The sequence below is a fragment of the Salinicola sp. NYA28a genome, assembly GCF_976982775.1.
On sequence record NZ_OZ334582.1, the window covers coordinates 3,525,063 to 3,551,007 of the forward strand.

The following is a 25,945-nucleotide window of genomic DNA, read 5'->3' on the forward strand; positions in this document are numbered from 1 at the left end:
CGCAGCGCGGTAGACTACGTCTTCATTTCTCACGTCTCGGGAGAGCCATGACCTCGTTCGAAACCCAGGCGCCGCAGCCGGCGATCAAGGGCGCCTCGGCGCGCCGGCAGGCGATGCTGGACTACCTCATTCAAGCCGGCTCGGCGCAGGTCGACGAGCTGGCCGACCGTTTCGGCGTCAGCCGCATGACGGTACACCGCGATCTCGACACGCTTGCCGAACAAGGCATGGTCAACAAGCAGCATGGCGGCGTCACCACTCGCTCTTCCAGCGTGTTCGAGAGCAATTTCGCGCTGCGCTCGCACATCGCGACCCGGGAGAAGCAGGCGCTGGCCCGCGCGGCGCTGGAGGAGATCGCCCCCGGCGAAGCGGTGATGCTGGACGACTCCACCACCGCCAGCGAGCTGGCCGCGCTGCTGCCGGCGCGGGAGCCGCTGACCGTGATCACCAACGGCCTGGAAAGCATCGACCGGCTCAAGACCGTCGGCGGTATCAAGCTGATCACCCTCGGCGGGGACTATCAGCCCCGTTTCAACGCCACCTTCGGCCTGCTGTGCGAGCAGACGCTCGTCAATCTGCGCGCCAATGTCGCCATTCTTTCGGCTTCGGCAATACTGGGTACTACTGCTTACGTTCAGGATCCGGCCGTGACCCAGATCAAGCGCGCCCAGATGGCGGCGGCCGAGCGGCGCATTCTGCTGATCCACAGCGCCAAGTTCGGCAGCAGCGCGCTCCATCGGCTCGCCGATCTGAGCGAGTTCGACCTGGTCCTGATCGATGCTGGTCTGGCGGCCGGGCATCGGCAGGTACTGGACGACGCCGGCATTCGCTACCGCCTGATCAAGCCCTGATCCGCGCCCCCATCCAAAAACCGCCGCGAGCCAGAGCCCGCAGCGGTGAATCGACGAACGGTTGCGCGTCTTACTGCTGGAGCACGAACGGCGAGACGTACTTGTCGACGTTGTCCGGCGTGATCAGCAGGCAATCGAACAGGTGCTTCTCGCCCTGCACACCGGTTTCGCCGGTGGTAATGAACTTGTCCGCCATCTGTACGGCCGCCTTGGAGAAGATCGCTACCGGCTGCAGCACGGTATAGGCGAGCTCGCCGGACTTGACCGCCTCGACCGCGTCTGGCGAACCGTCGAAGCCACCGACCACCACGTCGTCCAGCCTGCCGGCTTCCTTGAGGGCAGCGATCGCACCCAGCGCCATCTCGTCGTTGCCACTGATCACCCCCTGGATATCCGGGTTGGCCTGCAGCAGGCTCTGCATCTTGTTGAAGCCCTGGGTGCGATCCCAGTTGGCAACATCTTCACCGACCTTGTTGAGATCCGGGTACTGACTCAGCACGGTTTCATAGCCGTTGGAACGGGTCGCGGCGTTGTTGTCGGAAGGTGCGCCCTTCAACTCGACGTAGTTGGCCGAGTCACCGACGGCCTGAACCCACTGTTGTGCGCCCAGCGCTGCGCCCTGAGCGTTGTTGGAAACCAGCTGCGCCTTGGCCAGCCCCTGCTCGTTGATTTCGGCGTTGACCAGAAAGACCGGAATGCCGGCTTCGACGGCCTTGCGTACCGCCCCGACGGAGCCATCAGCGTTGGCGGGATCGAGAATGATCGCCTTGGCCTGATTGGTGATCGCGGTGTCGATCTGGCGGCTTTCGGCGTTGGTATCCCCTTTATGGGCGCTGACGTTGGCTTCATACCCCAGCTCCTCGGCGGTCTCGCGGGCAATCTTGCCCTCGGTGAACCAGTAGGGGTTGGAGGTATCGTTGACGATGATCGAGATCAGCCCCTTGTCCTGCGCCATGGCGCTTCCGGCGAGCAACGGCGCACTGACGGCGAGGGCTGCGATCAGCAGGCGTTTTCCTGTCTTGAACATGATGGATCACCCTTCTTTTGCGGTTGTGTTTCTAACCCGTGTCGATCGACACGTACGGGTTAATGCTGCGTTGCCGGCTTGCCGGCGCTACTTTCCGCCCCGGGCGTCGCGCGGGATGCGTCGTCGCTCGAGGATGGAGAAGTGGGCGAAGCGGGCGCCTTGGGTTCAGGCGTTTCGGGCTCGGACGACTGGGTCGCGCGCTTTTTGCGCCCGCTGTACTGAATGCTGTTGAGCAGAACCGCCAGCACGATCACCGCGCCGGTGAAGACGGTCTGCCAGTAGGAGGAGACGCCAATGATGACGAGGCCGTCGGACAAAAACCCGATCACGAACGCCCCGAGCAGGGTGCCGCGCACGTTGCCGCGGCCGCCGGTCAACGCGGCGCCACCGATGACCACGCCAGCGATGGCGGTCAGTTCGTAGGTGGTACCGGCAGTGGGGCCGGCGGAGGTCAGCTGGGAAGAGAGCACCAGTCCCGCGATCGCCGCGCAGATGCCGGAGAGCACGTAGACCGAAACCTGCACCCGCTTGACCGGCACGCCGGAGAGCTCGGCCGCCCGCGCGTTGCCCCCGGTCGAATAGACCCAGCGACCGAACGGAGTCCGCGCCAGCGCCAGAATGGTGACGACCGCAACCGCCGCCAGAATCAGTACGCCCACCGGCACGCCGAACAGCCGGTTGAAGCCGAGCCAGTCGAAGCCGGTGTTGCCCAGCTCCGGGCTGCCGCCGAGATTGTTGTAGGTCAGACCGTCGGTCATCAGCAGCGCCACGCCGCGAGCGACATAGAGTAGCCCCAGGGTGGCGACGAAGGCCGGCACCTTGAAGTAGGCGATCAGCACGCCATTGATGGCACCGACGAACGCGCCCAGCGCGCAGGTGAGAATGACCACGACCCACACCGGCGGATAGAGCGTCACGCCGAACATGTCGAAGGTCACGCCCTGCATCAGAAAGCCGGCCACGACCCCCGCCAGGCCCAGGGTCGAGCCTACCGACAGGTCGATACCGCCGGTCAGGATCACCAGCAGCATGCCGATCGACAGCAGCCCGAAGATCGCCACGTGGGACGACATGGTCAGGAAGTTGTTGGTCGAGAAATAGACCGGCGATAGCGCCGAAAAGATGATGATGATCGCGATCAGGGCGAAGAAGGCGCGCCCTTCCAGCAGCAATCGACCCAGGTCGAAGCCACCGCGTTGGCGCTCTGCCGCTTGGCTGTGCTTGGACATGTCAAAACTCCATTCGAGGAAAAGTGCCGACGTGCTAGGCGACCACGGCTTCGCCGGAGGCAGCCATGATCTGTTCCTTGGAAGCGTCGGCACCGAACTCGGCCGCGATGCGCCCGCGGCTCATCACCACGATACGGTGAGCGATACTCAGGCATTCGCCGACTTCGGAGGTGGAAAAGATCACCGCGAGGCCTTGCTTCGACGCGCCTTCCGCCAGCAGCTTGAACACCTCGGCCTTGGCGCCGATGTCGATGCCGCGGCTCGGCTCGTCCAGCACCACCACGCGGGGATGGGTCGCCAGCATCTTGCCGATCACCACCTTCTGCTGGTTGCCGCCGGAGAGCGAACCGATCTCGGCTCGGGGACCATCGGTCTTGATATGGACGTTGGCGATCGACTCGTCGACCACGCCGCGCTCGCGGCTTCCCGAGGTCAACAGCCAGCGGGTGAACGCCTTGATGCTGGCCAGCGACAGGTTCTCGCCCACCGACATGGTCTGCACCAGGCCGTCCCGCTGGCGATCTTCGGGCACCAGCACCAGGCCCTTGGCAATGCGTTCGGCGATGCTCAGGTGCGAGGCGTCCTCGCCCTCGAGCAGCACCCGCCCGCCGCTCAGCGGCACGCGCCCGGCCACGCACTCGAGCAGCTCGGTCCGCCCAGCGCCCATCAGCCCGTAGATGCAGACGATCTCGCCGGCGCGAACGTCCAGCGACAGGCGATCGACCACCGACCGCTCCGGCACGGCCGTGTCGGCGACGCTGACATTCTCGAGCGACAGCGCCACCTCGCCCATGGTGTGTCCGGTCGGCGGCGAGCCGAGATCGAAGTTCTCGCCGACCATGTTGCGCACGATCCACTCCAGATCGATGTCCGCGCGCCTGGCGTAGGCGGTCATCACGCCGTCCCGCAGCACCACCGCGTGATCGGTGATGAGCAGCGCCTCTTCCAGATGGTGGGAGATATAGACGATCGACACACCGCGACTCTTGAGATCGCGAATGACCCGAAACAGGACCTCGACTTCGGTCGCCGACAGCGCCGAGGTCGGTTCGTCCATGATCAGGATGCGCGAGTTCACCGACAGCGCGCGGGCGATCTCGACGATCTGCTGCTGCCCCAGGCGGAGATCCTCCACCGGCGTCAGCGGGTCGATCGGTTCGTCGAGCTCCTCCATCAGGGCGCGGGTCTGACGCGCCTCTTCGGCATAGTCGATGCCCATCGGCCCTTTCAGCTCGCGGCCCATGAAGATGTTGTCGCGAACGCTGAGATTGGGCGCCAGGCTGAGTTCCTGGTGGATGATCGAGATGCCCAGCCGCTGGGCATCGGTGGTCGAGGCGAAGCGTACCGGCTCGCCCTCCAGTAGGATCTCGCCAGACGTGGGCTGGATCACGCCGGAAAGGATCTTCATCAGCGTCGACTTGCCGGCACCGTTCTCGCCGAACAGCGTGGTCACCTGGCCGCGGTAGACGTCGAAGTTGACGGTCTTGAGCGCATGGACGCTGCCGAAGGACTTGGCGACGTCCCGCGCCGAGAGCACGATGTCCTCGCCCGGCTCGCTCGCGGCCGACGGTCGGATCGAAGCGGAAGCCATCACTGCACCTCCATGCTGACCGGCGTCACCAGCCAGTTCTTCGGGTTGATCAGCTTGAACACCCCGGTCACGCTGACGGTCTTGCCGCTCAGGCTGGCCGTGTCGATGTCCGCCAGCACCGCCGCCTTCATCGCCTCGTTGATCGAGGCGCCCGCGTTCTGGTATTCGATCTGATTGGTGAACTCGCCGAACGAGATCTCCCCGGTGGCATCGCGCAGATCGGTGCCGTTGATCGCCGGGCCAGTCTGCACACGGATCGTGATCTCGTCGGGTACACCCTCGGCCTCGACCGTATAGATGCCCGAGCGGGCTTCACCGAACGTCCCGGTGAAGGTCACCGGCACCACTGGCCCGAAACTGTCGCCAACGCCATATTTCTGCCCTGCCGCGGACGAGTCCTCGAGAACGGCGGACGCCAGCTCGCCGGCCTCGACGGCACGCGCCTCGACGCTGTCCCGAATGGCCGGAAAGTGCTCTCCGCCATAGGTTTCGGCGGAAAACCCGCCGGCCAGCTCGGCCTCGGTGCCAATCTCGACGACCTTGGTATCCCAGGCCATCGCCGCCAGCACCACGACCACACAGGCGCCGATGATCAGACGTCCTTTCAGCTTCTTCGGCGCCGCGGGCCGACTGGCAACTGTTGCACTCATCACTGCGAGCCCTCTTCTGCGAAATCTCTGCCACGAAACTTCTGCCACGAAACTTCTGCTGCCGCTCGTCTTCGCCGGGCGACGAAACGGCTCGTCGCCTGGCACGAATCATACTCAGGGAATCAGTACGATCTTGAGTGACTTCGAACCGTTCTTCATGAGCTCGAAACCTTCCTCGTATTTCTCCAGCGGCAACTTGTGGGTGACGACGCCTTCGGTGGGGAAGTCGCCTTTACGGATGCCCTCGATGACCAGCGGATAGCAGTAAGGGCCGAGGTGCGAGCCGAGCACATCGAGCTCCTTGCGGTCGGAGATGATGCTCCAGTCGACGCTGACCGGATCCTTGAACACGCTGAACTCGACGAAGCGGCCCAGCTTGCGGATCATCGATAGCCCCTGCTCCACCGACTTGGGATGCCCGGTCGCCTCGATGTAGACGTCGCAGCCGTAGCCTTCGGTCATCTCCTTGATGATCGAAACCACATCGTCGCGTTTGGGATTGAGCGTCAGATCGGCACCGAACTTCTTGGCCAGCTCCAGACGGTCGTCGAACAGATCGAGCACGATCAGTTTTTCGGCCCCCGCCTTCTTGGCCGCGCCGACCATGCCGAGCCCCAGCGTGCCGGCGCCAGAAAGCACCACCACGTCGCCCAGCTCGATCTTCGCGCGCTGCACCGCATGTAGCGAACACGCGTAAGGCTCGATCAGGATCGCCTTCTCCAGCGGCAGCTCCTCGGGGACGTGGTAGTTGATCGCCTCCTTGGTGAACTTCATGTACTCGGCCATGCCGCCGTTGACGTTGTTCTGGAAGCCGTAAAGGTCATGCTTCTCGCACATCCAGTACTGGCCTCGGCCGCAGAAACGACAGTTCCAGCACGGCACGATCTGTTCGGAGATCACGCGGTCGCCGACCGCATATCCCTCGACCTCGGCACCGACCTTCACCACCCGGCCGATGAACTCATGACCAGGGATCATCGGCGCCTTGATATAGGCCGGCTGCGTTTCGTCGCCCCAGAAGCTGGGGGCGCCATCGTAGGACTTGATGTCACCGGCGCAGATACCGCACCCCTCGACCTTGATCAGGATCTCCTTGGCATCGATCTCGGGAACCGGCACTTCCTCGTAGCGATAGTCTCCGGGCGCATAGGCGACCACCGCCTTCATCGTCTTGGGGATATCGCCAGTGGAAGCCGTTTGCGTGGACGTGGCGGTGGACTCGCTCATGGAAGATCTCCCGTGGATAAACACATGTTCAAACTTCGGTCATATGTTTTTAGCGCAATACACAAAGGGACATCAATGCAAGTGCGATAAATCAGGCCTAAGACTTTAGGCAAATAAAATATAAATTATTGATTTATATTGATTTTTAAAACCTATATTCAAAGAGCTAAGACCAAAGTTTTTACGTATCTTTCGTGACGAAACGGCCACGTTGAAAGTATTAAAATGGGGTTAAAATGAGCAAATTGTGAACATATGAACAATCAAGCATCGTTCACGAGCGTCTTCTCGATCAAAAAATAACGGCGCGGCTTTTGGCCGCGCCGTCGATACAGCGAAAGAGTTTTACGATTTCACTGAAAATCACCCAAATTATCGCGGGTAATCAGATCGACTCCGGTATCCATATAATCCGGCGCAGCGACATCCAATACCTGTTGCCATAATGCCTGAACGGTCCAGTAGCCCTGCGCCTCCGGACGATTGGCCACAGTAGAATCGGCCACACCTTCATCAACGAGCTGCAACATTTCCGGTAGTCTTTCGAGACCGACAAGTTGTACTTCCCCCACTTTACCCCTCTTTCAATGCTTGACCGATACCAATAGGACCGGACGCTTCGGAGACAACCCAGCCATCAAGATCGGGATGTGCCTGCATGATTGTCGCCGCCTGGTTCTGGGCCTGTACGATACTGTCATTGTTGATACCCGTAGCGACGACCTCAATATCGGGATATTCGGAGAATACGGCTTGGTGGCAACGCACACGGATAGCATGATTGGGCGCGGTTGGCGTTCCCATCATGATCGCGACCTGCCCCTCTTCTCCTAACAGTTCAACCAGTCGTCGCGACGCGATCTGAGCCTGCTCGCAAAAATCGTTGCCAACGCTGCTGACCTCAAGCCCCTCCGGTGCCGGCGAGTCGAAGATCACTACTTTGATTCCCTGATCAAGTGCTTCCTGCAGAATGGCACGATTGGCGTTGGCATCCAGGGGGTCGACAGCGATGCCATCCGGCCGAGTGGCGATGGCCTGTTCGAGTATCTGATTCTGGATAGCCACCTGCGACTCCTGGGGCGCGCTATAGACGATTTCCACCTCGGCGCCGCTCTGCGCCTCGATCATCCGCGCCGCCTGTTCTGCGCCAGCGTTCACGCTATCAAACCAAGGCGCTACGGCTTTAGGGACGATCACGAAGCGGTAATGATCCTTGCCGTCAAAATTCTGGTCTAGCGTCTGTGCTTCTACCTGCACCGTTGCAAGCGCCACGGCGCCAGCGACCGCTCCCAGCAACACTTTTTGGTAGCGCTTCGTGCTCAACCACTCATTTCTTCTTTGCATTTTCAATTGCCTCGCCTGTCATCGCTCCGATGAATCGATTCTTTCCACCTGTAGCCCCTTTCAATCCCGCTTGAAATAGCGCCGCGAGATGGAATCGAGCGCGATGGCTACTACCACGATCGCGCCACTGACCATCGACTGCCAGTAAGGCGAGATGCCGAGCAATACGATGATGTTCTCGATGATGCCGATGATCGCGGCACCGAAGATGGCACCCAGAGGCGTACCGATCCCGCCGGTGGTAGGCACCCCGCCAATGACCGAGGCAGCGATCGGCCCCAGCACCCAGGAGTCGCCGATGGAGGGTTGCGCCGACCCCAATCGGGCGACCATCAGCATCCCCGCAAGGGCAGCGAGAAAGCCAGCGAAGGCGAACACGCCCACGCGCACGCGGTCGGTGCGGATACCGAGCATCTTGGCCGCCGAAAGGTTGCTGCCCACCGCATACATGTAACGCCCGAATGGCGTCTTCAGCGTAATGAAGCAAGCCACGGCGAGAAATACCAGCATGACCCAGAAAGGGATCGGCAGGCCGAGCCATTTTCCGCTGCCAAGAAATCCGATATCGGCTGGTATGCCGGTAATCGCGACGCCCTTGGTGATGACCAGATTGAGACCGCCGTAGACTCCGGCCATCCCGATCGTCAGCACCAGAGATGGCAGACGAAGCAGCGTCACCAGCAAACCGTTAATCAGCCCAAATATGGCACCGATGACCAGACACAGCGCAAATGCCAACCAAGGATCGAGCCCCATTTTCACCATCAGAATGCCACCGATGACCCCGCAGAAGCCGCCGATGGCACCGAGCGACAGATCCAGCTCGCCGAGGATCATCAACATCGACTGGGCGATGGTAATGATGCCGATGAACGCCAGCGCCCGGGAGATGATCACCAGGTTGTAGCTATTGAGAAAGTTCTCCGACAGCAACGAGGCGGCGACCACGATGATCGCCAGCACGCTGACGACGCCGCTGAGCGGATTGCTGACCATGAATCCCATTGCCTTACGCAGCATGCCCGCCTCCTTCATGGCCATGGATGGCACCGACGAGGGCGTTGCCGCTGGCCTGGTCGATGTGAAATTCACCACTGACTCGTCCTTCGTACATGGTGATGATGCGATTGGCGCAGCGTCGGAGTTCATCCATCTCCGACGACACCAGGATGATCCCGACGCCGCGCTCGGCCAGTTCTTTCATCAGCCGATAGATCTCCATCTTGGTGCGGATGTCGATCCCCTTGGTGGGCTCGTCGAAGATCAATACCCGAGGATCGCAGGCCATGGCACGGCCGATGATGGCTTTCTGCTGGTTTCCTCCCGAGAGGAACGCGATGTTCTTGTTCATGGTGGGTGTCTTGATGTCGTAATCCTTCACGATCGACGCCACCCGCTCGCGCTCGCGTCGCGCATCGATCATGCCTCCACGAGCGGTGCCGCCAAACAGCGCCATGCCGATATTGCGACGCACGCTCTGCCCCGGAAAGATCCCGTGATACTTGCGCTCCTCGGAAAGATAAAAGAGCCCGTTTCGGATGGAATAATACGTGTCTCCCAGCGGCCAATCCTGCCCCTGAATCTGTGCCGTTCCGGCACGCGCCGGAAGGTAGCCAAACAGCGTCTGCATCACCTCGGAACGGCCGGCACCGACCAACCCGGCAAACCCCAGGATTTCGCCCCGGCGCAGCGAGAAGGAGACATTCTCGAACCCTTTGCCACTCAACCCTTCGGCCTGAAGGATGACCTCTCCGCTGCCTCCTTCCGGCTGCAGGCGGGTATCGGTCTTGACCTCCTGGCCGGACATCAACGACACCAGTTGCCGATCGTCCAGCGCCGAGGCGGGCTGCGTATCGATCTTGCGCCCGTTACGCAGCACGCTGATGGTGTCGCTGATGGCAAACATTTCGTCGAACTTGTGCGAGATGAACACCACCCCGCATCCCGACGCCACCACGTCGCGTACGACGCGAAAGACACGCTCCACTTCGGTTTCCGTCAACGACGAGGTCGGCTCGTCGAGAATCAGAATCTTCATCGACTCGTTGGTGCAGGCGCGCGCGATCTGCAACAGCTGCTGATCGGAGATCGAGATATGTCGAACCTTGTCTCCCGGCTGTGCCGCAATTTTGAAACGCTCGATCCACGGTCTGGCGGCCTGCTCGAGCGCTCGCCGCCGAAACAGCAAGCCGCCGTGGTGGGAGCGCGAAAAGGGCATGAACAGATTCTCGGCAACGGTCAGGTTGCCGAACAGATTGATCTCCTGGGGCACGTACGCAATGGTCTTGTAGAGAGAGGCGTGATGCGCGGCATCCTGGCCATCGATCATGACCCGCCCCTGAGACGGTCTCTCGGTACCGGTCAGCATCTTGACCAGAGTCGACTTGCCAGCGCCATTTTCACCCGCCAGCGTGTGGACCTTACCCATCTCGATTTCGAGCACGATGTCGTCCAGCGCCTTGACCCCGGGGTACATCTTGCTGACATGGTCGACGTGAAGATACGCCATTGCCGCCCTCCTGCTGATACATCCACCTGATACCGATACATCTACCGGACACTGATACATTCACCCGGCCGCTTCCGTACGCGGCACCTCGCCGCAACCAGAAGCGGCTCGCGATATCACTCCATGAATGAATCGACGTTATCGGGCGTGATCATGACGTTGCCGGTATCGATGTGATTAGGCGTGATCGCCCCCGTGGCCAACTGCCACATGTTGATCACCGACCAGTAGCCCTGCATGGTGGGCCGTGAAGCGGACGACGAATCCGCCACCCCTTCCTTGATCAGTACCAGCATCTGGCTGAGATCATCGAGGCCCACCAACTGGACCTTGCCGACCTTGTCGGCCTCCTTGATCGCTTGACCAATCCCCACCGGCCCCGCCGCGTCGGAGGCGACCCAGCCGTCCAGGTCGGGATTGGCCTGCATGATGGCGGAGGCCTGCTGCTGCGCCGTGTTGATGTCATCGTTGTCGACACCGGTCGCAACGACCTCGATACCGTCGTGCGAATCGAAGACCGCCTGTGCGCAACGGGCGCGCTCGGCGTGGTTGGGGGCCGTGGGCACGCCCATCATGATCGCCACCTGACCTTCACCATCCAGCAACTCGACCAGGCGATTGGCCGCCATTTCCGCCTGCTCGCAGAAGTCGCTGCCGATCGTCGTCAGATTCATTCCTTCAGGATTGATCGAATCGAACAGCGTGACCGGGATTCCCTGCTCCTGCGCTTCCTGCAGCACCGTGCGGTTACCGCTGGGATCGAGCAGGTCGACGATGATGCCGTCAGGGCGGGTCGAGATGGCGCGTTCGATGATTTCGTTCTGCTGGGCGACGTTGGCGCTCTGTGGCGCCGAGTACTGAATGTCGACCTCGGAGCCGGTCTGTGCCTCGATGGCCGCCGCGGCCTGCTGGGCGCCCTGGTTGACCTTGTCGAACCAGGGATGCACCACCTTGGGCACCAGGACAAATCGATAGCTATCGGCTTTTCCTGTGCCCGGCCCCTCGGCCTGGGCCGCGGATACCATCATGGCGGATGACAGTACGCTGAATGCCAGCACGACGCCGGCTCTGACGATTTTCATGGAGACGCCTCCTCGAGTGATGATCCCTTTGCTTATGCAGCACATGAATCCATGAAGATCATATGCTCAATGCATTTCAGCGATCATTTACGGTCTTTAGCGCCGACCAAGCAATCTAGACTTTGGGAGGATAAGGCAAAAACTTACTGTTTTTTCTATTGAAAATGACAATCAACGCAACATGAATTTATCCATAACCGCAAACGCACGCGATGATCAAAAGACCTGCAATGTCATCAAATGAACATTCCCCGTAACGAACAGCGAGCGCCACTCCTCCCACCTAACCCCATTTCTCGATGACCACCCATGCCGACACGCCACCACGAGCGAGGCGACACCGGGCAACCACGCAAAAAAATGCACGACATGCCCAGCTACGGCATGTCGTGCGATCCTTTCTTAAGGACAGACTTTCGAGGTCCGGCCGATCAGCGATGGTCGCGCTCGTAAGCCTCGATCCGATCCACCTTCGGCTGTGACCGCCCGCCTGGGTCGAACTCGCTGCTCAGGAACGTCTCGGCAATCGTCTTGGCCAGCTCGATGCCGATCACACGCGCGCCCATGGTGACGATCTGCGCATCGTTACTCTTGCGCGCCCGCTCCGCCGAGTAGGTGTCGTGCGCCTGGGCCGCTCGGATGCCCGGCACCTTGTTGGCCGAGATCGCCACGCCGATGCCCGTTCCACACATCAGGATGCCGCGGTCGAAACGCCCGTCGGCAATGGCTTGCGCCACTTCGAAGGCGATATCCGGATAGAGAACCGGCTGCGCGTCGTGGGTCCCGAAGTCCTCGACTTCGTGCCCCAGCGACCTGACATGCTCGATCATCGCCTGCTTCATCTCGTAGGCCGCTTCATCACACCCCAGCGCTACCCGCCATTTCTGAGCCATTGCTCGCCTCCTGTTCAGTCGACGACGACATCATAGACCCACTCCGCTCATATGAACAAATTTTATTCATATGCTCATTTCGGCGGCATGAAAAGCGGTCGAAAAGGTGCCAAAGGCTGTAATAGCGAGCGGTATCGCGGCTTCCCGGATGCATCGACACTAGCGAAAAGAGCGCCCTCATCCCCACCAAAGTCGCATATCGTCGCCTTCTGGCGTCGCTATGATGGTCGACATACCGCACACAAACCAAATGTGCATCAAAGGATCAAATACTCAATAGCTGAAAAGTCGAAGCACAGCGGGACTTTCCAGCGCGGCATTTACCCAACCTGTGGGAGCGTCGGTCATGACACGCCTTTACAACGACCCAGTGAATTTCGTCGACGAAGCGACCGAAGGCTTCGTCGCGGCGCACGCGCAGCGCGTCTGCCAGGTTCCTGGCGGCGTCATTCGCAGTACACGCAGCAAGCCGGGCACCGTGGCAGTCGTGATCGGTGGCGGATCGGGACACTACCCCGCCTTCGCCGGGCTGGTCGGCCAGGGCCTGGCCCACGGCGCGGTGATGGGCAACCTGTTCGCCTCGCCGTCGGCGCAGCAGGTCTACAACGTCTGCAAGGCAGCCAACAACGGCGCCGGGGTTCTGCTCAGTTTCGGCAACTACGCCGGTGACGTTCTGCACTTCGGCCAGGCGCGGGAACGCCTGATTCGCGAAGGCATCCCCTGCGAAATCGTCGCCGTCATCGACGATGTTTCCAGCGCCAGCCAGGAAGAGATTCACAAACGCCGCGGGATCGCCGGTGACCTGACCGTGTTCAAGGTCGCGGCGGCAGCGGCCGAGGCCGGTTATTCCCTTGAGGAGGTCGTTCGCGTCTCGCGCGCAGCCAACTTCCGCACGCGCTCGATGGGAGTGGCCTTCGATGGCTGTACGCTGCCGGGGGCGAAGGATGCACTGTTCCACGTGCCAGCGGGCAAGATGGCGGTCGGGCTGGGCATCCACGGCGAGCCGGGCATCAGCGAACAGGACGTGCCCACCGCCGATGCGCTGGCGGAACTGCTCGTTTCTCACCTGATGGAAGAGATTCCCGATGGTATCGGCAGTGTAAAAGGCGCTAGAGCCTCGGTACTGCTCAATGGTCTGGGGTCGATCAAGTACGAAGAGCTGTTCGTGGTCTATCGTCGGGTCCACCAGTTGCTGAGTGCAGCCGGGCTGGAGATCGTCGAGCCGGAAGTGGGCGAGCTGGTGACCAGTCTCGACATGGCCGGCGCCTCGCTGACCCTGTTCTGGCTCGATGAGGAGCTGGAACGGCTGTGGAAAGCGCCGGCGGATGCCCCGGCCTATCGCAAGGGCAGTCTCGAAGCCGCGCCACCGATCGATGCTTCCGAGCTGGACATCCCCGATGCCGATGCCATCCCGCCGGCGAGCGAGGAATCGATCGCCGCCGCCCGCTGCCTTTACCAGGCCTTGAGCGCCACGCGCAAGCTCATCGACCAGAAGGCCGAGGAGCTGGGCCGACTCGATGCCATCGCCGGAGACGGTGATCACGGCATCGGCATGCAGCGCGGCGCCGTCGCGGCCGAACTGGCCGCAGAAGACGCCGTCAGCCGCAACGCTGGCGCCGGCACTCTGCTACGCTTGGCGGCAGAAGCCTGGGCGGATCGCGCGGGCGGTACCTCCGGCGCCATCTGGGGTGTCATGCTCAGCGCCCTGAGCGTGGCGCTCGGCGATGAAGACGAGCCGACCCCCGCGCGCTATGCACAGGGGATCACCAAGGCCAGGGAAGATGTCATGACGTTCGGCAAGGCCAGGCTCGGCGACAAGACGCTGGTCGATGCGCTGGTACCGTTCAGCGAGACGCTCGAACGGGCCGTCGCTGCCGGCGACGATTTCCCGCAGGCGTGGCGCAAGGCGGTCGATGCCTCGGCCTCCGCAGCCCAGGCCACGGCCGACATGAAGCCGAAGATGGGCCGCGCTCGGCCGCTGGCCGAGAAGAGTCTCGGCACGCCCGATCCAGGGGCGATCTCGCTGTCCCTGATCGTCGGCGCCATTCAGCCCGTCGTCGATCGGCGATGAACGAGACGCCGGCGCACCGGGCGGCGACGAACAGGGACGAATCAAGGAGCGACTCGAGAACCTCATGGAAAAGCCTCCGATCACGCTGGGCATCAGCTTCAAGATGTATTTCGGCTACGCCCAGACGGTGACCTGGTGCCACCAGGTCGCCGATAACCTTTCCCGCCACCCGGCCGTTCAGGACGGCCGGGTGGCGCTGTTCGTGCTGCCCAGCTTTCCCGCCCTGCCCCCGGTCCTCGAGTGTTTTGCCGGTACGCCCGTCGGCGTCGGCGGCCAAAACCTGTATCAGTCGCCGCACGGTGCTTATACTGGCGAGGTGAGCGGGGCCATGCTGGCCGAAATGGGATGCCGCTACGTCGAGATCGGCCACGCCGAACGGCGACGCCTGTTCGGGGAAGATGCCGATATCGTCGCCGCCAAGACCCAGGTGGCCCTGGCGCATGACTTGATACCGGTGCTCTGCATCGGCGAGTCTGAGCGTGGCGATCCGCTGGATGCCATTGCCGACTGCCGCGAGCAGATCGATTCGGCACTGTCATTGGCGACGCCCGCCCAGCGGTTACAGCCACTGGTGATCGCCTACGAGCCTCACTGGGCCATCGGTGCCGCGGAACCGGCATCGCTTGCGCACATTGCGGCAGTCTGCCATGGGTTGCGCGAGCATCTGGGCGCGCATCCTTCAGCCAGCGTGATCTATGGCGGCAGTGCCGGCCCCGACCTGTTGACTCGGCTGGCAGGACAGGTCGACGGGCTGTTTCTGGGGCGGTTCGCACATGATCCAGCCGCATTCGAGGCGATCGTGAACGAAGCCTCGCTGCTTGCGTCGAATTGAGCGCCAGATCGCGTCTCGCTTCGTCATCCATTTACGACCATCATCCATCTACGACCATCATTCATTGACAACCCAGGGGATCCGAAAGCCAATGCCATCTCGTCGTCAGCTAGCCAACGCTATCCGTGCGCTTTCCATGGACGCCGTGCAGAAGGCCAATTCCGGCCATCCCGGCATGCCGATGGGCATGGCCGATATCGCGGAAGTCCTGTGGAACGACCATCTCAAGCACAACCCGGCCAACCCGGACTGGGAAGATCGCGACCGTTTCATTCTCTCCAACGGTCACGGCTCGATGCTGCACTACTCGCTGCTTCATCTGACCGGCTACGACCTGCCGATGAAGGAACTCGAAAACTTCCGCCAGCTGGGCTCGAAGACGCCCGGCCACCCAGAGCACGGTTACACCCGCGGCATCGAGACCACCACCGGCCCGCTCGGCCAGGGTCTGGCCAACGGCGTCGGCATGGCCATCGCCGAACGCACGCTGGCCGCGCAGTTCAACCGTGACGGTCACGAAATCGTCGATCACCGCGTGTGGGTCTTCGCCGGCGACGGCTGCCTGATGGAAGGCATCAGCCACGAGGCGTGCTCGCTGGCCGGTACGCTCGGCCTGGGCAACCTGGTCGTGTTCTACGATGACAACGGCATCTCGATCGACGGTGAAGTTGAAGGCTGGTTCACCGACGATACCGGCAAGCGCTTCGAGGCCTACCACTGGCACGTGATCCGTGATGTCGATGGCCACGACGCCGAGCAGATCAACAAGGCGATCGAGGAAGCCAAGCGCGTTACCGACAAGCCCACGCTGATCATCTGCAAGACCGTGATCGGCTTCGGCTCGCCCAACAAGGCCGGCAAGGAAGAGAGCCACGGTGCCGCTCTGGGTGAAGACGAAGTCGCGGCCGCGCGCAAGGAACTGGGCTGGGAACACCCCGCGTTCCAGATCCCCGACGAGTACTACCAGGCGTGGGACGCCCGCGACAAGGGCCGCAAGCTCGAAGCGGAATACGACGAGAAGCTGGCCGCCTATGAAAAGGCGCATCCGGAACTCGCCAAGGAGCTCAAGCGCCGCTACAACGGTGAACTGCCGGCCGGCTTCGACGGTGATGCCCTGATCAAGGCCGCTCAGGAAAAATCCGAGACCACCGCTTCCCGCAAAGCCTCGCTGGGCGTGCTCAACGAGCTGGGGCCGAACCTGCCCGAACTGTTCGGCGGCAGTGCCGATCTGGCGCCCTCCAACCTGACGCTGTGGAAAGGCGCCAAGGCGATCACCAAGGAAGACTTCAACGGCGGCTACCTGCACTACGGCGTGCGCGAATTCGGCATGGGCGCGATCGCCAACGGCATCGCGACCCACGGCGGCTTCATCCCCTATGACGCCACCTTCCTGGTCTTCATGGAGTACATGCACAACGCCGTGCGTATGTCCTCGCTTTCGCACACGCGCATCATCCACGTCTTCACCCACGACTCCATCGGTCTGGGCGAAGATGGCCCGACGCACCAGCCGGTCGAACAGCTGGCCGACCTGCGCAACCTGCCGGGTCTGGCGACCTGGCGCCCGTGCGATGCCACCGAAACCACCGCCGCCTGGGTCGAGGGCCTGAAGCGCGAGACCGGGCCGACCGCGCTGATCTTCTCGCGTCAGGATCTGCCGGCGCAGTCGCGTGACGAGGCGCAGCTGACGAACATCCGCCGCGGCGGCTACGTACTGAAGGATGCCGAGGGCGGCAAGCCGGAGCTGATCCTGATCGCCACCGGCTCCGAAGTCGGCCTGGCAATGGACGCCGCCAAGGAACTCGAAGGCAAGGGCAAGAAGGTTCGTGTGGTTTCCATGCCGTGCACCAGCGCCTTCGACGAGCAGGACGAGAGCTATCGCGAGTCCGTGCTGCCGCGCTCGGTACGCGCACGGCTGGCGGTGGAAGCGGCGATTCCGTCGACCTGGTACAAGTACGTCGGTCTCGACGGCGACGTCGTCGGCATGACGACCTACGGCGAATCAGGCAAGGCCGGAGATCTGTTCAAGCACTTCGGCTTCACCGTCGACAACGTCGTCGCTCGTGCCGAGAAGCTGCTGGGTTGATCAGCACCTCGATTTCGACAGCACCTCGATTGCATATTGAAGATTGCACGTTGAAGATCGTACGTTGAAGCAAGCAATGAAACGCCCGGCCTTGGCCGGGCGTTTTTCGTTGGCGAGTTCGTTACACGACGGGTCGCGCCTCGTGGCGATCAGGCTGGCTCGTCGTCGACCCGCGTGGCCTCATCCAGGCGCAGAATCGTGTGCGCATTGGTGACGCTGGTCGCCAGCGTATCGATCACGCCGGTACGCAGCGCCCCGAGAATGCCGGCCGCCTTGGTGTTCTCGGCGGCGATGGCGATGACATCGGGGATCCGCGCCAGATCGGTGATCGTCAGGCCGATCACGCGGCCCTGCATCGGCGTCAGCGACGGACGGCCGTAGATATCGATGAAGTCGTAACCCATCATGTCGCCGACGGTACCGGAAAGCCGCGCCTCGGCGGTCTCCTGTGGCGTGAACCAGCCCATGCGCACCATGTTGCTGTTCTCGCTGAGGTCGCCGATGCCGATCAGGGCGAGATCAGCGCGCCGGGCGCGGTCCAGCGTCTGGCGAATGGTCGGATTTTCATACATCGCGTCGCGCAGCTCGAGATTCTGCACCAGGGCCGGGGCGTAGAGCGTCTCGCTGTCACCGCCGAACTTGATCGCCAGGCGCCGACAGATATGGTCCGGGTTCATGTACTCCCCGGCCCGCACCGATCCCCCGATGGCGCAGACGAAGGAACACTGGCGCTGGCCCTGCTCGAAGACGTTGTCCGCCACCGCGCCGACGTTGCGGCCCATGCCGACGGCGACGATCGCCCCGTCGCTCAACTGCCGCGAGAGATGGTCGGCCACCAGGCTGGCCACGTTGGCCCGCTGGACGTCGGCATCGGCGTGATCGAGGGCAATCAATGCGCGCTTGATGCCGAAACGCCGCTTGAGCGCCTGCTCGATTTCCGCGCTGACCGCCGGGTGCTGGCGCACCCGAACGTCGACGATCCCTTCGGCTTGCGCGCGCTTGAGCAACCGCCCTGCCTTGACGCGAGAGATCCCCAGCCGATTGGCGATGACCTCCTGCGTTTCCCCCTCGGTGTAATAGAGGGTGGCAATTTCCGTCATCAGGGCGATATCGGCGTTTTCGTTGCGCTCGTTCATGCACGCTTCCATGTTTTGAGAAAATCGAATCCTGAAAGGTCGAATCCGGCCCGGCTTGGCCGCCTCACGATACCACAAGCGCCCTCGACTCCGGCTTTCTCGCGGGCCAGGAACGGCGTAGACTATCGGCGGATTGCGGTTCGCCGCAGTCGGTTCTCAGGGCGGGGTGAAAGTCCCCACCGGCGGTAATGATGCGGCGTGAAAAGACACGCCAGCCTCTAAGCCCGCGAGCGCCTGCCTAATTTCCCGGAGGCGCTGGATAAATCGACGAGCAGATTGAAGCGCAAGGCACCCGGCGCGCAGAAGACGAGGCATAACGAGTTGTTAGCCGAGTTTTCGAGCACCGCGTAACGTAGCGATTCGATCGCGCAGACATTTAGCCAGCGTCTACGGCGGCGGGGTCAGCAGATTCGGTGCAATTCCGAAGCCGACGGTCATAGTCCGGATGAAAGAGAACGGTTCCCCTTGCGACGACGATTCGGTCGGCCCCGCGTGGTTATCGGTGATTTTCGCCGTTTTCACGCCCATGCCAACTGCCTCCCGTGATTCCCAAGCGGACCCGCAGCCCTGATTCTGGTTAACGTGACCTCGGTCATCTGAATAGGAAACGACCATGAATCAGTCCTACCCCCCGCAGCTCTCCTCCCAGACGCTGTCGCAACGCATCGCCTTCATCCGCGCCGACTGGCACGGCGATATCGTCGGCAACTGTCACGCTGCCTTCCTCGACGCGGTCGCCGAACGCGGCTTTGCCGTGGAACAGGTCGACACCTTCACCGTCCCGGGCGTATTCGAGATTCCGCTGCAGGCCAAACTGCTGGCCAAGAGCGGCCGTTACGCCGCGATCGTCGCCTCAGGGTTCGTCGTCGACGGCGGCATCTATCGCCACGACTTCGTCTCCACCGCGGTGATCGACGCGCTGATGTCGCTGCAGGTCGAGCAGGAAGTGCCGGTGCTCTCCGCCGTGCTCACGCCGCATCACTTCCACGAGCACGAGGCGCATGCAACCTTCTTCCGGCAGCACTTCCTGACCAAGGGGCGCGAAGCGGCCGAGGCGTGTCTGACGACGATGGAAAACCTCAATCAGGTGCGCAAGCTAAGCGCTGATTGATCGTTCGCTATCCCGACGTAAAGAGCCCACGCCATCCTCGATGGCGTGGGCTTTTTTTGCGTTGCAGGTCTGGCTCAGCTTGCGACGGTCGCCTGCCGACGGTTGCGTACCCGCAGATAGATCGCGAAGGCCAGCGAGACCGCGATCAGCACCCACAGGGACATGGCGATCGGGCTCTTGGTGAAGAAGATCGACAGGTTGCCGTAGGACTCGATGCTTTTCACGAAGTAGACCTCCGCCGACTTGCCCAGGATGAAGCCGATGATCAGCGGCACCGTTTCCAGGCCGATCTTATGGGCGACCCAGCCGAAGATCCCGAAGATCAGCAGGGTCCAGACGTCGAACATGATGCCGTAATTGATCGCGTAGGCGCCGACCACGCACATCATGATGATCAGCGGGTACAGAATGTACTTCGGCACCTCGATCACCTTGGCGATGTGGCGAATCGCGAAGTACATGATGCCGAACATCAACACGTTGGCCGCCAGCAAGGCGATGATCATCAGATACCAGGTATCGATGTTGTTGCCGATGAACAGCGGGCCGACCTGAATGCCCTGCAGCGTGAAGGCACCGATCAGAATCGCGGTGGTGGAATCCCCGGGAATGCCCAGCGAAAGCAGCGGCACCAGCGCGCCACCGGTCAGCGCGTTGTTGGACGACTCCGAAGAGACGATCCCCTGCGGCGCGCCCTTGCCCATCTGGGAGGAGTCCCGCGAGAAGTTCTTCTCCTGGCTGTAGGCCAGCACCGAGGCCGCACTGCCGCCGACGCCCGGCAGAATCCCGACGAAGGTGCCGATGCTCGACGAGCGCACCAGGTTGAGCAGTTGCCCCTTGAACACCTTGAACTTGAACTTGGCGCCACCCTTGAGCGAAATCGGCCCCTGACCCGTCTCGTCCTTGAAACCCTTCTCGGCGTCCAGCAGCACGGTCGTCAGCCCGAAGATACCGATCAGCACCGGCAGCAGCGAAAAGCCATCGATCAGGTAATACTCCATGAAATCGAACATCAGACGGGTTTCACCGTTGCCCCCCTCCGTGATCGAGTAGGTACCGATCAGGCTGAGCCAGACGCCCAGTACACCGCTGAAGATACCCATCAACATGTTGGAGCAAAGCGAGGCGATCACGGTCAATGCCAACAGGATGATCAGGAACTTCTCGACGTAGGAGAACTTGATCGCGAAATCCGCCAGCACCGGCGCGAAGAAGAACAGTACCGCGGCGCTGAACAGGCCACCGAAGACCGAGGCGACGATGCCGATCTTGAGCGCGCGCTCGCCCTCGCCCCGCTTGGCCATCGGATAGCCGTCGAAGGTGGTGGTGATCGACGAGGGCGTGCCGGGAATGTTGATCAGCACGGCGGGAACCATCCCGCCCGAAATACCGCCGACGTAAAGCCCCAGCAGCAGCGCGATGCCATTCTCGAGCCCGAAGGCATAGGTCAGCGGCAGACAGACGGCCACCGCCATGGTGGCGGTCATGCCGGGAATCGCGCCGAAGATGATACCGATCAGGGTTCCCGCGGCGATCAGCCCGAAGAACATCGGCGTGAGGTGAGACAGGATATCCATGAGACGAGTCTCCGATGGTCAGGCCAAAAAGATCAGGGCAAGGTGATGCGGAACAGCTGTGCCAGCACATACCAGGCCAGCGTCGGGGCAATCAGCGCGTTCAGCACCAGAATGATGAACAGCCGCCGCGTCAGATGATCGACGTACAGAAGCGACAGCAGGAACACGAACAGCACCGACATGATCAGGAAGCTGTAGCCGGTGTTGGGGAACACGTCGCTCAGCACGCTCATCAGATAAAAGTAAGCCGTCGTCAACGCCAGCGTGCCGAAGAAGCGCTTGTGGTCGAACTCGCCCTCGCGCCCTGCCAGTACACGGCCGGCACGCTTCAGGCCGGGCACCAGCAGCCGATAGCGGGTGATCACGATCATCGCCAGCAGGATGACCAGGATCCAGGTGACGATACGGGGAAAGAAGAGATGCGATTGGTCGAAGTCGATGCTGACATCGAGCAGCGACAGCCATTGGCTTTCCATGGAAAGCGGCTCCTGCGCCGGGCGTCACCGGCAGCCTCAGTGGTGGAAACGAATCGTGCCGGCCGACGTTCGCCGGCCGGCACGCGGCAGGATCAGCCTTTCAGGTCGCTGATGATGGTCTTGTAGTCGTCGTTCTTCTCTTCCAGATAGCTGGCCGCTTCCTGGGTCGGCTTGTAGTCGGGCACGAAGAACGAGCGCTTCAGCTGCTCCTGGAGCTCATCCCCCTCGTACACGTCGGCCAGGGCACTGTCGATGCAGTCGATCGCGGCAGGATCCATGTCCTTGTTGTACAGCAGGAAGAATTCCTTATCGAAGGTGAAGTCCTGGTCCTCGCCCATCGGCACGCTGGCGTTCGGCGTCACGTACTGCAGCAACTGCTCGCGCGTGGTATCACCCATGCCTTCTTCGTTGGTCTGGGCAATGGTCTTCTCTCGAGCCGTGATCCAGACGAAGCGCATCGCCTTCTGGTCGTCGGCGGGCAGCTGGGTGTACTGCTCGTTGGCCTGGACCGAACCGTTGATCACATCCACCGCCCCGTCGAACAGCAGCTGGTTCTTGTCCGCCTGGGAGCCGGTGTTGACGGCAACGATGTTGCTCTCCTTGCCCGGATACTGCATCCGCACGGCGTTCTTCAGCGCGGTAAAGCCGATCTCGGAAACACCGCCCGGCTGGATGGCGACCTTCACCTGCTTGCCGTCACCGGCGGCTTCGATGATGTCGCTCATCGACTGATAGGGCGAGCTTTTCGGTACCAGGTAAGCGTTGCCCGGGTTGATGGCGATGGTCGGCCCGACGACGAACTTGCTGAAGATGTCGGGATAGCCGTTCACGCCGTAGAGATGACCCAGATAGGAGCCATCATGGAAGATCATGATCGTGTTGCCGTGCCGGCTACGCTCCAGCGCCTGGAAGCCGGGCATGACACCGACGGCGTCGACCTTGGCGTTGATGTCGAGCTGCTCGGCCAACTGGTCGACCACCATGCTGGACACCTGATAGGTATCGCCGCCGGTCGACGTCGAACCGATCACGACGCGCAGGTTGCCCGGCAGCGGACAGTCGTCGGCGGCCTGGGCGGAAGCCGATACGCCAATGGCGGCACTGGCCAGCACGGCCAGACAGGTCTTACCCAAAATCGCTTTCATGATGCGTCTCCCTCATACCGTTGTCCCACATGCGAAGCGCAACCCGATGCGCCGCCCCCGGTGGAACCAAATGATAGCGTTATCATCGAACACGCCTTGCACGGTAGAGAAAGCGACTTTGTCAGACAATTCAACTTAAGTCGCCCGACCAAAGTCGCAACCGCTCGGCTTGGGCAACTTGCTGATAACGGGACGAAAAAAGCCCGGCCATGGCCGGGCTTCTGCAACGGTTGGCGAACGTCTAACGTTCGACGAGTCTGTCAGGCGATTGTCACGTCCTTGGAGAGGTAGACATCCTGGACGGCGTTGAGCAGCTCGATACCTTCCTTCAGCGGCTTCTGGAACGCCTTGCGACCGGAGATCAGACCCATGCCGCCGGCACGTTTGTTGATGACGGCGGTACGCACGGCTTCGCCCATGTCGGAATGGCCCTTGGAGCCACCGCCGGAGTTGATCAGCCCGGCGCGTCCCATGAACGAGTTGGCCACCTGATAGCGGGCCAGATCGACCGGATGATCGCTGGTCAGTTCGCTGTAGACCTTGTCGTGGGTATGGCCGAAACCGATCGCCTTGTAGCCGCCATTGTTCTCCGGCAGCTTCTGCTTGACGATATCCGCCTTGATGGTCGCCGCCAGATGCACCGCCTGGCTGGTGAGGTCGGAAGAGACGTGGTAATCGGTGCCGTCTTTCTTGAACTCGGGGTTGCGCAGGTACGACCACAGCACGGTGACCATGCCCAGCTCGTGCGCGCGCTCGAACGCCTCGCTGACTTCCTGGATCTGGCGACGGCTATCTTCGGAACCGAAGTAGATCGTGGCGCCGACCGCGATGCAGCCCATGTCGTGAGCCTGCTCGATCTGCGCGAACATGGTCTGCTCGTACATCGCCGGCAGCGTCAGGCTCTCGTTGTGGTTGAGCTTGAGCATCATCGGGATCTTGTGCGCGTAGCGCCGCGCGACGGACGAGAGCACACCCAGGGTGGAACAGACGCAGTTGCAGCCGCCCTGCAGCGCCAGCTCGAGAATATTCTTGGGATCGAAGTACATCGGGTTGGGCGCGAAGGAGGCACCAGCCGAATGCTCGATACCCTGATCGACCGGCAGGATGCTGAGATAGCCCGTGCCACCCAGACGACCAGTATTGAACAGCGTCTGCAGGTTACGCATCACGTGCGGGCTGCGGTCGGTATCGGAGAATACGCGGTCGACGAAATCGGGCCCCGGGAGATACAGGTCTTCTTTCTTGAAACCCGTACAGGTATAGCTGAGAAGGCTGTCGGCTTCCTTGCCCAGTAACTTGGCAATATCGGTCATGTTGCTTTTCCTCTGTCCTCAAGATGGGTCATCCGGGGAATCTCGACCTGGGCCGTTTCCCTCTCTACCAAAGATGGCTACCCGATAATGGCTGCTCTAGGGCCTGTGGCCGTTTCAGCGCGAACCGCGTTGCTGCGCCGCGTACCGTCCGGAAAGGCTGGCGCCAGCCGATGACGTCGCACGGCCGGTCCCACAGAACCCGATCAGGCGCGCATTCTTCGACCCCACGCGCAACCGTTTCACGCCGCGCTGCCCATACTGCGCCCCCCTCTCCAGCCGCGGCGATCATCGATTAGCCGTAGAACGTCGCCAAGAATAAGCGACAATGCGTCGCAGTTCACGTCCATGCACCGTTTCTGCATCGCCTGTCTCTTCTGTCGGACGCCTGACGGGGCCTCCCAGATTGTCACATTTCGTATCCCGGCGATGGCTGAAAATCGTCATGGGAAAGTCTTGAGCCATCGCCGCAGAACACGTCTTTCGCATCAACCTGCAGGGGGAACGTTGCGCCTTTGGTATGATGCTCATCTTTCAGCGATCCGGGGTTTCAGCGATGTCCGTTCTGCGCGGCTTTCTGTGGCTGCTCGCCTTTCTGTTGCTGGGGCAGACCTTCGGGCGGCTATTTCACATTCCGATGCCCAGCGGCGTGGTCGGCATGCTGCTGTTGACGCTTTGGTTCGGCTACCGCGGCGACATGAATCCGGATGTCGTGCATGTCAGCCAGCCGCTGATCGCCATGCTGGCGCTGCTGATCATGCCCGGAGTGGTCGAGATATTCTTTGTCGCCGATCAATTTGCGGACCAATGGGCCGCGATCCTGACTGCCCTGATCGTCGGCACGCTGCTCAGCGTATTGTCGAGCCTGCTGCTGATGCGCCGTTATCTCCCCGGCAACGACGAGCCGGCCAACCCTCTCGGAAGCGTCGACCATGAATGACTGGCTCGCGCGTCTTTCACAGTTGCCGCACCAGTGGTTCGAGTCGCCGATCGCGGCGATCGCGCTCACTCTCGGCGCCTACTTCTTCGCCATTCGCCTGTTCAAGCTGATGCGCCGGCCCATCTGGTGTCCACCGATGCTGATCGCGGCGATCGTGATTGCCGCGGTCGTCGCCTCGTTGCCCATCGGCATCGACGACTACAACCGGGGCGCCAGCTGGCTGATGTTGCTGCTGGGCCCGGCCACCGTCGCGCTGGCCGTCCCGCTCTACCAGCAACTGCCGCAGATACGTGCATTGTGGAAGCCGATTCTGATGACGCTTCCGCTATCGGCGACGCTGGCCGCCTGCTACGCAGTGATCATCGCCGCCATCATGGGCGCGCCGAAGGACGTGCTGGCCTCGCTGGCGCCCAAGTCGGTGACCTCGCCCATCGCGCTCGGGCTGGCCGAAGAACTTGGCGGCTCGCGGGCGCTGCTGATGGGAGCGCTGCTGACGACGGGCGTCACTGCCATCTTCGGGGTGGAATGGCTGAGCCGAACCCTGCGTATTCGCGACCCGCGGCTGATCGGCCTGGCGCTGGGCATCAACGGGCACGCCCTTGGCACCGTACGCGCCTTCGAGCTCGGCACGGTCGCCGGTGCCTTCGCCTCGCTGGGCATGAGCCTGACCGGCGCCTTTACCGCCATCGTGCTGCCTCTCGTCTGGCATCTTTTTTACTAAAGACTTTTGCTGCAGGCGTTTTCTGCCGAACAGCCTCTCCATCGAACGGTGTGTCTTGCCGCGCCCCGCCCTGACAGCGACGCAAATCGCGCTACGCTGTTAGCAGGCCGTCGAGTGCTGCACGGCCCCGGCAGGGA

23 protein-coding genes are annotated in these 25,945 nt (G+C 61.9%); 7 read left to right on the forward strand and 16 right to left on the reverse strand.

The features are described 5' to 3' along the window. The first annotated feature begins 47 nt into the window (after positions 1–47). Entirely contained in the window at positions 48–851 is an 804-nt protein-coding gene (locus ACWHY3_RS15875; RefSeq protein WP_448126940.1) for a DeoR/GlpR family DNA-binding transcription regulator, read from the forward strand. Between the two features lie 70 nt (positions 852–921). Here the strand turns inward: ACWHY3_RS15875 and ACWHY3_RS15880 are convergent, their stop codons facing one another. The 11 genes from ACWHY3_RS15880 to rpiB form a co-directional block, all read right to left on the reverse strand. After that, positions 922–1,878, reverse strand: a complete 957-nt coding sequence (locus ACWHY3_RS15880; protein WP_110636849.1) for a D-ribose ABC transporter substrate-binding protein — start codon at positions 1,876–1,878, stop codon at positions 922–924. Positions 1,879–1,937: 59 nt separating this feature from the next. Then, complete coding sequence (locus ACWHY3_RS15885; protein WP_071231428.1) at positions 1,938–3,107, reverse strand: ABC transporter permease; 1,170 nt, start codon at positions 3,105–3,107, stop codon at positions 1,938–1,940. Between the two features lie 34 nt (positions 3,108–3,141). After that, positions 3,142–4,698 (reverse strand): sugar ABC transporter ATP-binding protein, encoded by a 1,557-nt coding sequence (locus tag ACWHY3_RS15890; RefSeq protein ID WP_303854085.1) that lies wholly within the window; start codon positions 4,696–4,698, stop codon positions 3,142–3,144. Beyond that, positions 4,698–5,348, reverse strand: a complete 651-nt coding sequence (locus tag ACWHY3_RS15895; protein WP_303854083.1) for a DUF2291 family protein — start codon at positions 5,346–5,348, stop codon at positions 4,698–4,700. The genes ACWHY3_RS15890 and ACWHY3_RS15895 overlap by 1 nt, the downstream gene beginning before the upstream one ends. Before the next feature lie 114 nt (positions 5,349–5,462). Continuing rightward, positions 5,463–6,575: an MDR/zinc-dependent alcohol dehydrogenase-like family protein gene (locus ACWHY3_RS15900; RefSeq protein WP_087720194.1), complete on the reverse strand. Its 1,113-nt coding sequence runs from the start codon at positions 6,573–6,575 to the stop codon at positions 5,463–5,465. 353 nt (positions 6,576–6,928) lie between these two features. Next, on the reverse strand, positions 6,929–7,147 hold the full coding sequence (locus ACWHY3_RS15905; RefSeq protein WP_448126941.1) for a hypothetical protein: 219 nt from the start codon (positions 7,145–7,147) through the stop codon (positions 6,929–6,931). A 1-nt stretch (position 7,148) separates the two neighbouring features. Then, the gene (locus ACWHY3_RS15910; RefSeq protein WP_332779482.1) at positions 7,149–7,898 is read right to left on the reverse strand and encodes a substrate-binding domain-containing protein; all 750 of its coding nucleotides are present in this window, start codon (positions 7,896–7,898) and stop codon (positions 7,149–7,151) included. Between the two features lie 81 nt (positions 7,899–7,979). Further along, positions 7,980–8,939 (reverse strand): ABC transporter permease, encoded by a 960-nt coding sequence (locus ACWHY3_RS15915; RefSeq protein WP_448126942.1) that lies wholly within the window; start codon positions 8,937–8,939, stop codon positions 7,980–7,982. Further along, the gene (locus ACWHY3_RS15920; RefSeq protein ID WP_448126943.1) at positions 8,929–10,428 is read right to left on the reverse strand and encodes a sugar ABC transporter ATP-binding protein; all 1,500 of its coding nucleotides are present in this window, start codon (positions 10,426–10,428) and stop codon (positions 8,929–8,931) included. The genes ACWHY3_RS15915 and ACWHY3_RS15920 overlap by 11 nt, the downstream gene beginning before the upstream one ends. 116 nt (positions 10,429–10,544) lie before the next feature. Further along, on the reverse strand, positions 10,545–11,510 hold the full coding sequence (locus ACWHY3_RS15925) for a substrate-binding domain-containing protein (RefSeq protein WP_087720191.1): 966 nt from the start codon (positions 11,508–11,510) through the stop codon (positions 10,545–10,547). A gap of 431 nt (positions 11,511–11,941) precedes the next feature. Beyond that, complete coding sequence (gene rpiB, locus ACWHY3_RS15930; protein ID WP_071231436.1) at positions 11,942–12,403, reverse strand: ribose 5-phosphate isomerase B; 462 nt, start codon at positions 12,401–12,403, stop codon at positions 11,942–11,944. A gap of 346 nt (positions 12,404–12,749) precedes the next feature. On the opposite strand from rpiB, the gene ACWHY3_RS15935 reads away from it, so the two are divergent. From ACWHY3_RS15935 to tkt, 3 genes are all read left to right on the forward strand, one after another. Further along, positions 12,750–14,474 carry a dihydroxyacetone kinase family protein gene (locus ACWHY3_RS15935; protein WP_448126944.1) on the forward strand — a complete coding sequence of 575 codons (1,725 nt, stop codon included), beginning with the start codon at positions 12,750–12,752 and terminating at the stop codon, positions 14,472–14,474. 64 nt (positions 14,475–14,538) lie between these two features. After that, positions 14,539–15,306: a triose-phosphate isomerase family protein gene (locus ACWHY3_RS15940; protein WP_448126945.1), complete on the forward strand. Its 768-nt coding sequence runs from the start codon at positions 14,539–14,541 to the stop codon at positions 15,304–15,306. Between the two features lie 91 nt (positions 15,307–15,397). Further along, positions 15,398–17,392, forward strand: coding sequence for a transketolase (tkt, locus tag ACWHY3_RS15945; RefSeq protein ID WP_448126946.1), 1,995 nt, complete (start codon positions 15,398–15,400; stop codon positions 17,390–17,392). 149 nt (positions 17,393–17,541) lie between these two features. On the opposite strand, the gene ACWHY3_RS15950 is transcribed toward tkt, so the two are convergent. Continuing rightward, positions 17,542–18,528: a sugar-binding transcriptional regulator gene (locus tag ACWHY3_RS15950; RefSeq protein ID WP_071231440.1), complete on the reverse strand. Its 987-nt coding sequence runs from the start codon at positions 18,526–18,528 to the stop codon at positions 17,542–17,544. A gap of 613 nt (positions 18,529–19,141) precedes the next feature. On the opposite strand from ACWHY3_RS15950, the gene ACWHY3_RS15955 reads away from it, so the two are divergent. After that, positions 19,142–19,639, forward strand: a complete 498-nt coding sequence (locus ACWHY3_RS15955) for a 6,7-dimethyl-8-ribityllumazine synthase (RefSeq protein WP_332779466.1) — start codon at positions 19,142–19,144, stop codon at positions 19,637–19,639. A gap of 74 nt (positions 19,640–19,713) precedes the next feature. Here ACWHY3_RS15955 and ACWHY3_RS15960 read toward each other — a convergent pair whose 3' ends face one another. The 4 genes from ACWHY3_RS15960 to ACWHY3_RS15975 all read right to left on the reverse strand — a co-directional run bounded on the left by ACWHY3_RS15960 (position 19,714) and on the right by ACWHY3_RS15975 (position 24,150). Then, complete coding sequence (locus ACWHY3_RS15960) at positions 19,714–21,216, reverse strand: tripartite tricarboxylate transporter permease (protein WP_087720182.1); 1,503 nt, start codon at positions 21,214–21,216, stop codon at positions 19,714–19,716. Positions 21,217–21,248: 32 nt separating this feature from the next. Further along, on the reverse strand, positions 21,249–21,692 hold the full coding sequence (locus tag ACWHY3_RS15965; RefSeq protein ID WP_087720181.1) for a tripartite tricarboxylate transporter TctB family protein: 444 nt from the start codon (positions 21,690–21,692) through the stop codon (positions 21,249–21,251). 92 nt (positions 21,693–21,784) lie between these two features. Beyond that, entirely contained in the window at positions 21,785–22,837 is a 1,053-nt protein-coding gene (locus ACWHY3_RS15970; RefSeq protein WP_332779464.1) for an ABC transporter substrate-binding protein, read from the reverse strand. A 260-nt stretch (positions 22,838–23,097) separates the two neighbouring features. Continuing rightward, positions 23,098–24,150, reverse strand: a complete 1,053-nt coding sequence (locus ACWHY3_RS15975) for a class I fructose-bisphosphate aldolase (protein ID WP_448126947.1) — start codon at positions 24,148–24,150, stop codon at positions 23,098–23,100. Positions 24,151–24,703: 553 nt separating this feature from the next. Between ACWHY3_RS15975 and ACWHY3_RS15980 the strand changes: the two genes are divergently transcribed. Next, positions 24,704–25,087 (forward strand): CidA/LrgA family protein, encoded by a 384-nt coding sequence (locus ACWHY3_RS15980; protein WP_448126948.1) that lies wholly within the window; start codon positions 24,704–24,706, stop codon positions 25,085–25,087. Then, on the forward strand, positions 25,080–25,808 hold the full coding sequence (locus tag ACWHY3_RS15985; RefSeq protein ID WP_448126949.1) for an LrgB family protein: 729 nt from the start codon (positions 25,080–25,082) through the stop codon (positions 25,806–25,808). The genes ACWHY3_RS15980 and ACWHY3_RS15985 overlap by 8 nt, the downstream gene beginning before the upstream one ends. The last annotated feature ends 137 nt before the right edge of the window (positions 25,809–25,945 follow it).

Excerpts from the sequence above, each read along its gene's own strand:
- ACWHY3_RS15875 (WP_448126940.1), top strand. The coding sequence starts at position 48 with ATGACCTCGTTCGAAACCCAGGCGCCGCAGCCGGCGATCAAGGGCGCC.
- ACWHY3_RS15880 (WP_110636849.1), bottom strand. The coding sequence starts at position 1,878 with ATGTTCAAGACAGGAAAACGCCTGCTGATCGCAGCCCTCGCCGTCAGT.
- ACWHY3_RS15885 (WP_071231428.1), bottom strand. The coding sequence starts at position 3,107 with ATGTCCAAGCACAGCCAAGCGGCAGAGCGCCAACGCGGTGGCTTCGAC.
- ACWHY3_RS15890 (WP_303854085.1), bottom strand. The coding sequence starts at position 4,698 with ATGGCTTCCGCTTCGATCCGACCGTCGGCCGCGAGCGAGCCGGGCGAG.
- ACWHY3_RS15895 (WP_303854083.1), bottom strand. The coding sequence starts at position 5,348 with ATGAGTGCAACAGTTGCCAGTCGGCCCGCGGCGCCGAAGAAGCTGAAA.
- ACWHY3_RS15900 (WP_087720194.1), bottom strand. The coding sequence starts at position 6,575 with ATGAGCGAGTCCACCGCCACGTCCACGCAAACGGCTTCCACTGGCGAT.
- ACWHY3_RS15915 (WP_448126942.1), bottom strand. The coding sequence starts at position 8,939 with ATGCTGCGTAAGGCAATGGGATTCATGGTCAGCAATCCGCTCAGCGGC.
- ACWHY3_RS15920 (WP_448126943.1), bottom strand. The coding sequence starts at position 10,428 with ATGGCGTATCTTCACGTCGACCATGTCAGCAAGATGTACCCCGGGGTC.
- ACWHY3_RS15925 (WP_087720191.1), bottom strand. The coding sequence starts at position 11,510 with ATGAAAATCGTCAGAGCCGGCGTCGTGCTGGCATTCAGCGTACTGTCA.
- rpiB (WP_071231436.1), bottom strand. The coding sequence starts at position 12,403 with ATGGCTCAGAAATGGCGGGTAGCGCTGGGGTGTGATGAAGCGGCCTAC.
- ACWHY3_RS15935 (WP_448126944.1), top strand. The coding sequence starts at position 12,750 with ATGACACGCCTTTACAACGACCCAGTGAATTTCGTCGACGAAGCGACC.
- ACWHY3_RS15940 (WP_448126945.1), top strand. The coding sequence starts at position 14,539 with ATGGAAAAGCCTCCGATCACGCTGGGCATCAGCTTCAAGATGTATTTC.
- tkt (WP_448126946.1), top strand. The coding sequence starts at position 15,398 with ATGCCATCTCGTCGTCAGCTAGCCAACGCTATCCGTGCGCTTTCCATG.
- ACWHY3_RS15950 (WP_071231440.1), bottom strand. The coding sequence starts at position 18,528 with ATGAACGAGCGCAACGAAAACGCCGATATCGCCCTGATGACGGAAATT.
- ACWHY3_RS15955 (WP_332779466.1), top strand. The coding sequence starts at position 19,142 with ATGAATCAGTCCTACCCCCCGCAGCTCTCCTCCCAGACGCTGTCGCAA.
- ACWHY3_RS15960 (WP_087720182.1), bottom strand. The coding sequence starts at position 21,216 with ATGGATATCCTGTCTCACCTCACGCCGATGTTCTTCGGGCTGATCGCC.
- ACWHY3_RS15965 (WP_087720181.1), bottom strand. The coding sequence starts at position 21,692 with ATGGAAAGCCAATGGCTGTCGCTGCTCGATGTCAGCATCGACTTCGAC.
- ACWHY3_RS15970 (WP_332779464.1), bottom strand. The coding sequence starts at position 22,837 with ATGAAAGCGATTTTGGGTAAGACCTGTCTGGCCGTGCTGGCCAGTGCC.
- ACWHY3_RS15975 (WP_448126947.1), bottom strand. The coding sequence starts at position 24,150 with ATGACCGATATTGCCAAGTTACTGGGCAAGGAAGCCGACAGCCTTCTC.
- ACWHY3_RS15980 (WP_448126948.1), top strand. The coding sequence starts at position 24,704 with ATGTCCGTTCTGCGCGGCTTTCTGTGGCTGCTCGCCTTTCTGTTGCTG.
- ACWHY3_RS15985 (WP_448126949.1), top strand. The coding sequence starts at position 25,080 with ATGAATGACTGGCTCGCGCGTCTTTCACAGTTGCCGCACCAGTGGTTC.